This is a genomic window from Colwellia sp. 75C3, assembly GCF_002836255.1.
GTDB lineage: Bacteria > Pseudomonadota > Gammaproteobacteria > Enterobacterales > Alteromonadaceae > Colwellia.
In genome coordinates, this window is the sequence record NZ_PJAU01000033.1 from 666,467 (window position 1) to 678,961 (window position 12,495).

Annotated in this window: 13 protein-coding genes; 8 read left to right on the top strand and 5 right to left on the bottom strand. The window is 36.2% G+C overall.

The window, feature by feature from the left end; genetic code table 11:
* Nucleotides 1-23 precede the first annotated feature (23 nt).
* Entirely contained in the window at nt 24-500 is a 477-nt protein-coding gene (locus tag CXF85_RS07275) for an Lrp/AsnC family transcriptional regulator (protein ID WP_101227839.1), read from the top strand.
* A gap of 168 nt (nt 501-668) precedes the next feature.
* Nucleotides 669-1,511, top strand: a complete 843-nt coding sequence (locus CXF85_RS07280) for an HDOD domain-containing protein (RefSeq protein ID WP_101227840.1) — start codon at nt 669-671, stop codon at nt 1,509-1,511.
* An 85-nt stretch (nt 1,512-1,596) separates the two neighbouring features.
* Here CXF85_RS07280 and CXF85_RS07285 read toward each other — a convergent pair whose 3' ends face one another.
* Nucleotides 1,597-2,493, bottom strand: coding sequence for a hypothetical protein (locus tag CXF85_RS07285; RefSeq protein ID WP_101227841.1), 897 nt, complete (start codon nt 2,491-2,493; stop codon nt 1,597-1,599).
* A 526-nt stretch (nt 2,494-3,019) separates the two neighbouring features.
* Here CXF85_RS07285 and CXF85_RS07290 point away from each other — a divergent pair.
* Both CXF85_RS07290 and CXF85_RS07295 read left to right on the top strand, forming a co-directional pair.
* Nucleotides 3,020-4,444 (top strand): sodium-dependent transporter, encoded by a 1,425-nt coding sequence (locus CXF85_RS07290; RefSeq protein ID WP_101227842.1) that lies wholly within the window; start codon nt 3,020-3,022, stop codon nt 4,442-4,444.
* 135 nt (nt 4,445-4,579) lie between these two features.
* A complete protein-coding gene (locus CXF85_RS07295) occupies nt 4,580-5,479 on the top strand; it encodes a class I SAM-dependent methyltransferase (protein WP_101227843.1) in 900 nt (299 codons plus the stop codon).
* Nucleotides 5,480-5,553: 74 nt separating this feature from the next.
* On the opposite strand, the gene CXF85_RS07300 is transcribed toward CXF85_RS07295, so the two are convergent.
* Nucleotides 5,554-6,426 carry a DNA ligase gene (locus CXF85_RS07300; RefSeq protein WP_232771110.1) on the bottom strand — a complete coding sequence of 291 codons (873 nt, stop codon included), beginning with the start codon at nt 6,424-6,426 and terminating at the stop codon, nt 5,554-5,556.
* Nucleotides 6,427-6,614: 188 nt separating this feature from the next.
* On the opposite strand from CXF85_RS07300, the gene CXF85_RS07305 reads away from it, so the two are divergent.
* Nucleotides 6,615-7,160, top strand: coding sequence for a hypothetical protein (locus CXF85_RS07305; RefSeq protein ID WP_198555525.1), 546 nt, complete (start codon nt 6,615-6,617; stop codon nt 7,158-7,160).
* A gap of 57 nt (nt 7,161-7,217) precedes the next feature.
* Here the strand turns inward: CXF85_RS07305 and CXF85_RS07310 are convergent, their stop codons facing one another.
* Nucleotides 7,218-7,940, bottom strand: a complete 723-nt coding sequence (locus tag CXF85_RS07310) for a DUF3581 family protein (protein ID WP_101227845.1) — start codon at nt 7,938-7,940, stop codon at nt 7,218-7,220.
* A 105-nt stretch (nt 7,941-8,045) separates the two neighbouring features.
* Nucleotides 8,046-8,324: a GIY-YIG nuclease family protein gene (locus CXF85_RS07315; protein ID WP_101227949.1), complete on the bottom strand. Its 279-nt coding sequence runs from the start codon at nt 8,322-8,324 to the stop codon at nt 8,046-8,048.
* 47 nt (nt 8,325-8,371) lie between these two features.
* Between CXF85_RS07315 and arfB the strand changes: the two genes are divergently transcribed.
* The 3 genes from arfB (at nt 8,372) to CXF85_RS07330 (ending at nt 10,705) form a co-directional block, all read left to right on the top strand.
* Nucleotides 8,372-8,785: an alternative ribosome rescue aminoacyl-tRNA hydrolase ArfB gene (arfB, locus tag CXF85_RS07320; RefSeq protein WP_101227846.1), complete on the top strand. Its 414-nt coding sequence runs from the start codon at nt 8,372-8,374 to the stop codon at nt 8,783-8,785.
* 112 nt (nt 8,786-8,897) lie between these two features.
* Nucleotides 8,898-9,749 carry a DUF2797 domain-containing protein gene (locus tag CXF85_RS07325; RefSeq protein ID WP_101227847.1) on the top strand — a complete coding sequence of 284 codons (852 nt, stop codon included), beginning with the start codon at nt 8,898-8,900 and terminating at the stop codon, nt 9,747-9,749.
* Between the two features lie 104 nt (nt 9,750-9,853).
* Nucleotides 9,854-10,705, top strand: a complete 852-nt coding sequence (locus CXF85_RS07330) for an HDOD domain-containing protein (RefSeq protein WP_101227848.1) — start codon at nt 9,854-9,856, stop codon at nt 10,703-10,705.
* A gap of 102 nt (nt 10,706-10,807) precedes the next feature.
* Here CXF85_RS07330 and CXF85_RS07335 read toward each other — a convergent pair whose 3' ends face one another.
* A complete protein-coding gene (locus CXF85_RS07335; RefSeq protein WP_101227849.1) occupies nt 10,808-12,481 on the bottom strand; it encodes an FAD-binding protein in 1,674 nt (557 codons plus the stop codon).
* Between the last annotated feature and the right edge of the window lie 14 nt (nt 12,482-12,495).

The window sequence follows — 12,495 nt, forward strand, 5'->3', positions numbered from 1 at the left end:
CTTCCCTACTAAGTATTGTAATTATGGGTAATAACAAAACAAAACCCTTAGATCGTATTGATCTAATGATCCTTTCTACCTTACAAGCCGATGGCAGAATTTCAAATGTTGATTTGGCGCAAAAAGTAAGTCTAAGTGCTAGCCCCTGTTTAGATAGGGTAAAGCGTCTAGAAAATGAAGGCTATATTGAGCGCTATGGTGCTTTTTTAAATGCCAGAAAACTAAATTATGGTATGAGTGCTTTTGTGCAAGTTAATTTAAGCAAAACAACTTCTGATGCTTTTAAACGATTTAATAAAGAAGTCGTCACTATAAAAGAAGTTGCCGAATGTCATTTAGTGGCTGGTGGATATGATTATCTGCTCAAAATTCGCTTTGCGGATATTGAAAACTATCGGTTAGTGTTAGAAAAAATTGGTGGATTAACTGATATCGCGCAAACAACAACGTACATAGTAACCGAGCATATAAAGCAAGATGGTGGTGTACCGTTCAACTAATGTTCTTTTGGTAAGGTTTCAAGATAAAGCTTTTGTATTGAATAGTTTCATTAAAATTTAAATAGTATTGTTAAGCTGATAAGGTTTTGCTATATATTTAAATTATTTACATTTAATAAGCTGACTTTAAGAAACTTACTTTTAAGGCTGCTAATTCTGAGGATAACTATGAACGCACATGATTATGCATCACAAGCTAATGGCTCATTTGCTTTGCCAGATGCATGTTTTAAAGTAAAAGAATTAATGGCTGATGAAAGTTCTGAAATTTCTGATTTCGCCGGTGTTATTGGTATTGACCCTTCCATGACTTCGCGTTTGTTGCAAATAGCTAACAGTGCTATTTATAGCTTTCCCGGAGAGATTAGTACCATTTCTCGCGCTATCACCATCATCGGAACACAAGCCATTTATAATATGATGTTGGTTGATGTCGCCGCTTCTGCTTTTAAACACTTTGAAAATCAAGCCATAGACTTAAAGCGTTTTTGGCGTATGAGTGTTTATTGTGGTCTAGCTTCTAAGAACCTCGCTATTAGTGCTGGTATCCGTGATATAGAGCGTTTATTCGTGGCGGGTTTATTGCAAAATTTTGGTGAGTTATTAGTCGCTAAAATAAGTCCTGACGTTGCTCAGCATTGTGAAAAGTACGATAAAAGCCAGTTGCCTTGGCAGTTGCAAGAAAACACCTTAGGTTTTACCTACACGGACATTTCTGCTGATTTGTTAAAAATCTGGCAAATACCTGAAAAAATAATATTACCTATTCGTCACTTTAATGCGGCATCATCGATAGAGATTAATAAGGATGTAAAGATCTTAAATCTCGCATCACGATTGGCACTCATTGATAGTCACAGCGCAGAATTTACTTATGATGATGTGATTGATGAATCTTTATGTCGACCTTTAGGGTTATCAGTCGATGATTTAACACAAGCCGCTGAATTTGCTGGGAAAGAAGCGACAAGTATTTTATCTATTATGAATCCAACACTTTTTTCTAAGTAATTTCAGTAGGTTAATCTTATACATTGGTTTGATTTATGACAATTAAGTTAGTTGAATTATTTTTATTTTTTGGGGGATGTAATTATTAGCGGCTTATTTTTAAAGGGATAGCCACATTAAATACTTCTTGGTAAGCTCGGTTAAAGTCGACTAAATCTGTCTTATCTAAATATCGAATATGGGCATGATAAAATGGATAACTACGATAAAGCTTTTGTAGTTCTGTATTAATGTCCTCGATAATTCTTTGTCCTAATGAACCCTTATGGCAGGCAACATAACCAACGATATAATCACTAGAACTCGTTATAGGTAATGAGCCTATTTCTATCTCTGATGAGAGGTTACTTAATGTTTCACTCATATCAAATGGATAGTCAATCATATAGTCAATTCGGTCTTTTAATAGCATTCGTACCAGCGACTTTGTCGCTTCATCACCTCTCCTAATCACTAGGTTATGCTTTTCTAGCGAATTGATTTCAGCATCTATGGATACGCCGTAAGAGCGTCCCTTCTCAATACCTAAATTGTATGTAGATTTACCAACGAACAATGAAGGTAATGATATTGATTGCGTATTTTTGTTAAAGATTTTTTGTGACAAATTACTAAGTTTAGCTGTTTGTTTAAAATAAAGGCGTAAACCTAAGGCAATATTGAGCGGTAAGCTGTAAATATTATCTTTCAATCGATCTGGTGTCTTCATTCTGTTAGGAGCACAACTATTAGGTAGCTTTTTTAATAATCTAGCGATACTAGGACTTTGAGCGTATTCAATGTTGAATTGATATTGAGATAGTGCTGTCATTAATAATCGATTAGTGTCTGCTAGGGCTGATAAAGGAACACTTATATCTTGAGTTAATTGTGCGGATGTTTTTGCACTATCGGTGAACCAATGTATTTTATCTTGTGCATAACCATTAGCGCTATAACCCAAAAAAAATAGCAGAGGGATAATGTGTACTAATTTTTTCATGAAGTGATGAACCTATAAACTTAGTTAAATATAGTTTTACTTTATAAAGCGAGAAACGTGAAGATAGGAAAACTTAAAGCAGTATGCTTTATTTTAACCCTCGCTTATGAGCGTACTCAAGTTAACTTTACAATTTTTAAAAATAGTATTTTCTTGGTAATAGAAAAGCTTAGCTAAAAAGAAGACAAAGCCAGTAAAGCTTGTTAGCATCGAGAGTTCAAGTTTATCACGTAATACCAAACAGATTAATTTATTTGTCAACTTAGAGTTACATTAGCGAGCTTAAAACAAGCAAAATTAATTAAACATAGTTAGTCTATATTTCATTCATTTTGTGATGTTATTAGTTTGCTAATGAGTTCCCGAAGGGCGAGTTTAAAAGGCTTACATGCGGCGTTATTGATTTTGACAAGGGAATAACCATTCTCTTCAATCAATGCCTTGCCTCTAAGCCTTTTAATTCTCGCTAAGTGGCCAATTAATTAGTCCGGTTGGGTATATAATAATTATAAAAAAAAGGGTAAGTATGTCGGCTTCTAGAGAGCATTTTAGCTCACGCATTGGCTTTATTTTAGCCGCCGCGGGTTCTGCAGTAGGTATCGGTAATTTAGTTGGTTTTCCGGTTAACGCCGCTAAAAATGGTGGCGGAGCATTCTTGTTAATGTATGCGCTTTTTGTGTTTCTTATTTGTTTACCTGTGATGATTGCTGAAATGGCTGTTGGTCGTAATACGGCTAAAGAACCTGTGGGCGCATTCAAAACTTTGAGTAAAGGTAGCAAACTTTGGGGAGCAGCAGGCTTTTTAGGCGTATTGACTCCCTTTATGATTGCTGTTTTTTATATGGTGATCACTGTTTGGATTTTTGGTTATATTGCGTTAACAGTTACTGGCCATTTAGACTACTTAGCAAGTGATGCAGGTTTTGGCGAGTTTATTAACAGCCCGTACCTATACGTTGCTTTAGTTGGTGTGGCAGGTATTGTTAGTTTTATTTTGGCCGCAGGGGTCAAAGACGGTATTGAAAAAGCAGCCAAAATATTAATGCCAGCCCTGCTTGGTATGCTAATTATTATGGTTTTATTTGTATTGTCTCTTGATAATGCCATGGCAGGTGTTACCTTTTTCTTAGTTCCTGATATTAATAAAATAACGCCAAGCGTAATTAACGGTGCTTTATCACAAGCCTTTTTCTCATTGTCTTTAGGTATGGGAATATTACTAACCTATGGCTCATATATAAATAAACAAACCAATATCCCTAATTCCGCTAAATTAGTGGCTATTACAGATACTGGTGTGGCTTTTATTGCTGGTTTGATGATTCTACCTGCGGTATTTTCATTTAACCCTGAAGTTAATCCAAGTGAGCTAAGTGATAGTTCAGTTTCATTGATTTTTACCTTTCTACCGAAGATATTTTTAGCGCTACAAGCGTCTCTTGGCTATGTTGGTGCGAGTGCTGTCGCTGCATTCTTTTTCTTATTAGTTTTTTTTGCCGCAATCACTTCGTTAGTTTCTATTATTGAAGTACCGGTCTCATATTTAGTGACTGAGAAAAAGCACAGTCGTAAAAAGGCATTAGGCTACTTAACGCTCACGGCAGGTGTTCTTACTTTATGTGCAACAGCATCTTTTGGTATGGTGCCATTCTTTACCGAGTTTACCTCGTATGCTGGCGGTACTAAGTCATTATTCGATGTTATTTATGATGTGTTTTACGATACGATTTTACCGCTTAACGGTTTCCTATTGTGTGTGTTTGTTAGTTATCGCTGGAAGAAAAAACAATTGTCAGAAGAGTTAAGTATCGGTAATGAGAACTACAAAGGTTCATGGGTAGAAAAGTATATTAACTTCTCACTTGGTACTTTTATCCCTGTTATTGTATTGCTTATATTTGTTAATACCGTGGCAACAAAGTTTTTTGCAGTTAATCTTTTTGGTTTTTAGCTGGCATCAATCCTTATAAGAAAGAGCTTTTTCTTTATACTAAATGGTATGAAACGCTTTAACTAATTTAAACACCTAATGATATCAATGTTATTATTAGGTGTTTTTTATTATTAATTATCCGATACCATAACCATGATTGAACATATTACCAGCACTGACTTTACCGATGTCCAACGACTATTTCATGGTCGAGGGCATGCATATCCTAACTTGAGCCACATTAATGTTGATTGGTTCTCTCCTGTTATTCTTATCACTTTATATCAAGCTGTTGATAGTGAATGGCTTGCTGTACAAGCAAGTGCATTAAAAGCCCTGATTAAGGAATGTCGCTCCGTTCAAGTACAGCATCGCTATGAAAAGTTTGCACCTACTGAATTATTACTTGGAGAGCAAATAAATCATACAATCGTGAGCGAGCAGGGACTTAATTATCATATCGAATTTGGCAAGGCACAAAATAGTGGCTTGTTTTTAGATATGAGTAATGGCCGACAATGGTTAAGACAGCGTGCTGAAGGGAAGAATGTGCTAAATCTTTTTGCTTATACGTGTGCTTTTTCTTTAAGTGCCATTGCGGGTGGTGCTAGTAAGGCTGTTAATATCGATCTAAGTAAATCGTCATTAAGTAAAGGTAGAGAAAATCACCAACTTAACAAGTTGGCGAAAAAAGAAGGTAAGCAAGTTATCTTTGAAGGGGTAGATATTTTCAAATCTAATAGCCGTATTAAAAAATATGGCCTTTATGATATTTTAGTGTGCGATCCTCCGTCATTTCAAAAAGGTAGTGTTAATATTCAGCGTGATTACGCTAAAATAATTCGCCGTATCCCACAGTGGATGAACCCCGGCGCTACATTGATGTTATGTTTAAACTCCCCTGATTTAGATGACAACTTCTTAAAAGAGGAAGTTGCGCGTGAATGCCCTGATTGCCACTTTGAACAGCGACTTGAAAACCCAGTCGTATTTAAAGAAGCACATGAAGGCAAGGGTCTTAAAGTCTTGATTTTTACTTATCAGCCTAAATAACACTGTGGGTTAGGGCTATAGGATTTATAATTATATGAATTAGCTCTATATGAGATAGAGCTATGTTTGGCTAATTAATCTATTGCCTTTATCCGCCAAAATCGGGCGAACCTTGGTATACCAGCATCGGTAAGTCCGTTGTATTTAAAAGTGATGATAGTGCCAATTTTTGGTGGGTTGGCACGCTGATAATCACTAAACCCCGATCCGATTTTGAAAGCTATACCATCTACCGTTTTGACTTCAATTGCCCCAAGTAAGTCTTGATACTTACCTTTGCCTTTAGTATGACCAACCACGATTGCTTCTGCATCTTGATGTTTCTTTAATTTCATCAAGGCGACGTTTCGGCCTGTTTTATAGTGAGCACTGGCGAGATGTAGCATAAGACCTTCGCCTTGCCCTGCTATGACTTCATTAAGTTTGTTATCAAGTTCGCTTATCTCTTTAAGTTTGACTTGGCTAATCATCGCTAAATAAGGAGAGGGGACTTGTTTTAATAAACGCTGCATTTTATGTACTCGTTTATTAAAATCGCCTTTATTTTTAGGAAGATCAAACATCATAAAGCGTACATTTTTCCAACAACTTATTGTTTTGTCTTCTTCAGCGCTATGCTTGCTTACACAGGACTGCAATGCTTGGAATTTTCCTCTATCAAGCCATAGTTCACCATCAATAGGTAATTTAGGCCAATATTGAGTAAACCAACTTGGGCTGTTAATTAAATTTCCCTGGCGTGTGAGTAATTTCTCTCCATCCCAATAGCCACGGACACCATCAAGTTTTTCCGAAACATAATATTGATTGATATTGGGGACTTTCTTATATGTCACGCCATGCTGGATCTTAGGTTTGATAACTTGCATAGTCTGTTGTGCAGTTAAAGACTTATGTACGGTAAAAGCTAGAACAAATAAAACCAATAAATAATACTTTTTCATCATTAACCTCCATGTAAGTCCAAACCTTTTGATTATTGTTAGGTGCTCAACAGATCAATCTGATTTGTATAATGTGATACTGGTAAAAAGTAAAGTTTAGTCTATATTTTAGCAATGGAGATCTTAATTATTAAGGTCAATGACTGAGCTTTATACGGCGAAGTTAAGGAAATTTAGCAAGGATTGCTATAATGAAAAAACTTACTCCCCTCGTTGTCTTGTGTTCAGCTTTTGTGATGTTTTCTTTTGCATATAGCTCAGCTGTATTTGCTAAAAAACGATGTAAGCCTTTTCTGGAGAAACTGCATAAGATTCAAACTATGCAACGTAAAGGTTATTCTTTAAAACGAGGCGAAAACTTAAGGGCTAAAGAAGATAAAGCGAGAGATAAATGGTGGCAGTGTGAGAATAGTTCTAAAGCAAAATTTAAAGCCAAATATGGAGTAAAAAAAAAGAAAGCTAAAAAATATAAAAATAAAAAGACAGTGGTAAATAAGACTTATTATACCAAAATGAAGAAGACATCAGCCTACCCACAACATAAGGTGACAACGTTTAATCAAGGGAGTGCAATTGTTATTAAGTCAAAGTATCAAGGAGATAAAATGCTTTCTTGGTTAGATTTTTATCATAAACCGATTAAATGCCAACGTCCTAAAAGTATGTCTATATTCGCCTATTGCAGTGAAAATAAATTACAACAACAAGGCGAATTTGAAAAAACATATCGTGATTAATAGCCGTTTGATTAAGTGGAACTGATCTAGGTCATCTCACTTAACTAAATATTGAATTTAAGACGCGTAACTTGTTTTACTTTCTCGGTACTGGTTAACCATGGCGTCTATTGACTCTTGTTCATATGAACGAAGACCGCTCAATAACATATGTTTTTTACCGTGGCCAATCACTTCACCGTTTGATAATAAATCAAACTCAAGCCAAGCATCACCACGCTTGCCATCAATACTTAAACTAGTTTTAGCCAGCTTTAGCGTAACTGATTCAGCATCTAAGGTATGTAAATCGATAGACATTGATTGGTACATAACCATTGGGCGCGCAGGGTTGATCATAACACTATTTTCTGACATTAATTTGACCAATATATCGGGAAAAGTATGTCCAGAAAAGTCTACATAAGCTTTTGTTAGTGCATTAATTAGTACTGGGTTATGTGTGGATTCACCGCTAACACTTACGCTTAGGCAGGTTTTATCTTTATCATCTTTAATATCAAAGCTGTTATCAATTTTCTGTGGAAAAGTGAGGTTAACATTGTCACTAACCATACCTGAAAAGTCGAAGGTCATTTTTTTATGAAGCCCCGACTTAGCGATAATGATTGAAAAAAGTAAATCGCCAGGCACACAAAAGCGTTTAGCATCAATATTGTGCAACGGATTAAAATCATCAGCCACTTTTTTGGCAAAGTCACTGCCTTGTTGGCGAGTGAAACTGATTTTATCAGCGTTAAGTGGGCAATAGCTCTCAATAAACATTTCTTTTATAGACATCAGATACAACTTTATTTTTGAGGAAAACATATTCGATCGCAGCAGTCTAACAGTACTTTGACGCTAAATCGAAAAAAAGTGCATATATCTAACTAAGCAGACCAGTCAGGTTTTGTTATACTCGCTGGCCAGTTGCTCTTTCTTGAGTTTAGTGAGGTGCCTGATTTGATACTCTTTTTGGCAAGCAGTGCTTTTGTTGCTTGCTTCTTCAAGGTAAGCCAAGCTGACGGGTCGCCTTGCTCGTGTATATTTTGCGCCAAGTTTACTGTTATTATGTTCATCTATACGACGATGAATATCTGTGGTTACACCAGCGTATAAGCTATTATCGTTACAGCGTAGTAAATAAACCCACCAAGTGCCTGTTTCACTGCGTTTTGTCATATTGCGCGATTTTAAATAGACTAAAGATAAACTAATGGTAAATAAAAGTGCTTGAGATATCAAACAATGTCAGTTTAGCTGATTGGGAAGTAGAACTTACTGGAATAAGGGCCACCGGCAATGGAGGCCAGCGAGTAAATAAAGTTGAAACCGCTATACACTTACGTTTTGATATCAAGCGTTCAACATTACCTTTAATATACAAAGAACGATTATTAAAGCTATCAGATAGTCGAATCTCAAGTGAAGGCATTATTATAATTAAAGCCCAATCATTTAGAACTCAGTCAATGAACAAAGATGATGCACTCAAGCGACTTAAAGAATTAATTATATCAGCTATGATAGTTCAAAAATCCAGACGAGCAACCAAACCTACTAGAGGTTCTGTGCAAAGACGTTTAACAGGAAAGTCTAATAGAAAAGATGTTAAACAAACACGAAAAAAAGTGCAGCTGTAGTCAATATTAATTTACCCTCACGCAGTGAAATGAGTTTTGAGGTTTTATTCAATACCCGAACGAATGAAATATAAATACCTAATATCTAAACGACATAAAATAGAGAGCAACCATGCCAATCAGTGACATCGGTGCAGTAGAAAAACTTACCGCACAACTTGATAGTAATAATTTAGTTCAGTATCAACTACCTTTGGTTAGTCTTAATGGTGATGGTACTAAACAGAGTATTGAATTAAATCCTTTAATAGGTAAAGAAATAAGTTTACATTTCTCAGGTACTATTGCCTGTAAGCACTGTGGCAAGCGCACTAAAAAAAGCTACTCTCAAGGATATTGCTATCCTTGTATGGCTAAACTTCCTCAATGTGACATGTGCATTATGAAGCCAGAAACCTGTCATTTTCACTTGGGTACATGCCGAGATTCCGAATGGGGTGAAAGCAACTGTATGGTTGATCATTATGTTTATTTGGCTAATAGCTCAGGTTTGAAAGTTGGTATAACACGACACACTCAATTACCTACTCGCTGGATTGACCAAGGTGCCTGCCAAGCCTTACCTATATTTAAAGTGAGTACTCGCTTGCAATCTGGGCTAGTAGAAACTGCATTAGCAGAATTTATTAGTGATAAAACTAATTGGCGTGCCATGTTGAAAGGTGAACCCGAGCCATTAGATTTAAAGGCAAAAGCTGAAGAGTTAATCCCTGAGATTAGTTTACGCTTATCGCAACTTAGACTTAAATTTGGTAGTGATGCTGTTCAGGAGCTAAATGAAAGTGTGCAAGAAATTAAATACCCAGTAAGTCAGTACTTAACTAAAATAAGCTCTTTTAATTTTGATAAAACTGATACGGTTACAGGGGTGTTGTTAGGTATTAAAGGTCAGTATTTAATTTTTGATAAAGGTGTTATAAATATGAGAAAGTTTAGCTCATATCAGATAAGTATTGACTATTAGTCGTTTGAACTTGAGAATATATCTTTATGTTTCGCCGAAGAGCGGATATATTTACTTAGTAACTTATATGTCAAATTATAGACCGTTGTATTTAAGGTAAAAGAATGACCGCAGATGATTATGTAGAACAGGCCAGTGAGATTTTTGTCTTATCAGATTCTTTTATTAGAATTAGAGAATTAATTGATGATGAAGCATCGACTATCGATGATATTTCAGAAGTAATCCTGATCGATCCTGCGCTTTCTGGAACGGTATTAAAGCTGGCAAATAGCCCTTTTTTTAATTATCCGGGTAAAATAGATACCATTTCGAAGGCTGTTTTAGTATTGGGTATTACTGAAGTTTATAACCTTGTTATTGCCTATTTTACTACTGAAGCATTTAAAAAAATTGATGCAAACCAAGACTATCTTGATGAGTTTTGGATTAAAAGTGTTGATTGTGCATTATTGATGAAGTTTCTAGGTACTAGCCTAGGTATTGTTCATGCGGAGCGTCTATTTATTTTAGGATTATTGCATAATTTAGGTGAATTAGTTGTTCAACAAGTTGCTACGGAAAAACAGAAATCTTGTGAAAGTCAGGATATTAATTTATTACCCTGGTTGAAGCAGCAAGAAGTTTTAGGGTTTACTTTTGGACAATGTTCTGCCGAATTATTAAAACAATGGCAACTGCCTTATAGCATTTTTGCACCTATTCGTGATCAGGATGTCGAAGACTTAAGTCAATACAACGCAGAAACGCAGCTGTTATATGTAGCTAAACGTATAATGAGCAGAAATCAGGTATTTAAAGGCCAAGACTTAGATTATAGTGACTTATTAACTAAAGAAGAGCTAGCTTTGCTTTGTATTGATAAATCGATGATAGACAATGCTGTTGATTATTGTGACTTAGAGCGTTTAGGTTTACTGTCAATTTTAAATCCTAAGGCTTCAATGCTTTACTAGTGGTCAGTAGTAGCGTTTAACCGTAGCAGGCAGTGACTTTTAATTATCCCAAGCCCGATAAACACACGTTTATCGGGCTTTTTAATGGATAAATTATTAAGCCTAGTTAGGATTATATCGGCCTTGGCTTAGAATATTATGGGGATCTAAGCTGGTTTTGAGTTGATCGACTGTTTGCCAGAAATCACTGTCTTTATTAAGTAACCACTGTTGTTGATCGATACTTAGACGATAGGGTACAAAGCCTTTTTTTAGCCCTTCTTCTACCAGTTCTTTTAAGCAATTATGAGCATCAGTAACTGCCTGGGCGTTACTCAAGTCAAAGACTATCGGAATTGTGCTATCAACGCAGTCGTGTTTAAGGTTAGTGAAAGTGATAAAAGGCTCAATATTAAACTTCGGGCATGTTTCTCTAATAAAGTTAACAAACTCTCGCATTTTATTTGCTTTCATTGTTATCAAAGGAGCATACCAGAGTAAACCGCAACCATCTTTTCCTGGTGATAATTTATCTTTGTCGAAACCTTGGGCACCTTTATGGCGCCAATAAGCGAGTTTTAAAGCAACTTTGTTAGGCTTACCTAGCATAATCTCCTTACCCTTATTAAATGAATCAAGTTGCTCTGCTACTTTAGCTATAATCGGTATTTTAATGATTAACCAATCAGGTAGCTTATTAATAACTTTGTTAGTTAAAACAATAGCAAGGCTATTTGAATATACTCGCTTGCATGGTAGTTGCTTAAAGATAACATCTATTTCTTTTTTTACTGCACTGACAACGCCTACGCTGCCGTAGATGCTGCCGACAATAGTCCAGCTAGGGGCTTGTAAATCGTTAGCTAACGTTTTGATTTCTTTATTGTTCATTACTTGATGGGTAGCGTTTCCCTTTGGGTTTCGGGCAAACATTGATAATAACCGCCGTTGATCCATTAAGTTAATTGAGCCAACGATACCTTCATAGTCTTGTAATACTTGTCTGATTAAGGGCACCGCTTCTTCAAGTAAGGCATCATCTTGCATCTGGATAAAAAAAGAAGTGAAATCAGCTTTTTTTTTGGCCAAACGAATAGTCATCTGGCTAACTATGCCAAGGTTAGATTGAGTAAATAGTCCCTCTAAATAAGGGCCAAGACCCCATTTAAAGGTTTTATCAACAAACTTATCATCACTGGCATCTAATTCATTGACGGCAGACTGATAAGGCCTGCCATTGGCCCAATAGCCTTGAATACTGGTTACTGCACTGAAATGGTCGGTATAAGGTGTTATGCCGTAACCTCGCTCTAACGCATTGGCTAATATGGAGCAATCGGGACCAGCCCCCGTCACAGGTACCATATAATCATGATTATTTAACTGCAAATAATCACTCAGTTGTTGCTGAGTGACCCCAGGTTCAATCGTTACTAAGCCAAGTTCACTGTCGAAGTGCTTTATATCGGTTAACTTACCTAGATCGACAAGAATAATGTTTTTGCTTAACCCAGCTGGCTGGCTAGTACCGTAACCCCAGTTTTGTCCTGTGCTAATTGGGTAAAGGGAAAACGCGAGCGTTTCATCTATCGCACATTGATTGGCTAAATCAAGTAGTGCCTTAATTTCATAAGATTGAGTAAGGGTGATAACGGCCATTAACCTTCTTTGTTTCTTATCAAAATATTCTAAGCCCTCAGTGCCAAGCATAAAACGCGAAAGTTTTTGAGGATCAAAAGATAGACTTGAATCAGTAGCTAATACTTTTTCAATAAGGGCGATAAGTTTTGGTGGCATAATAGATGCTTAGC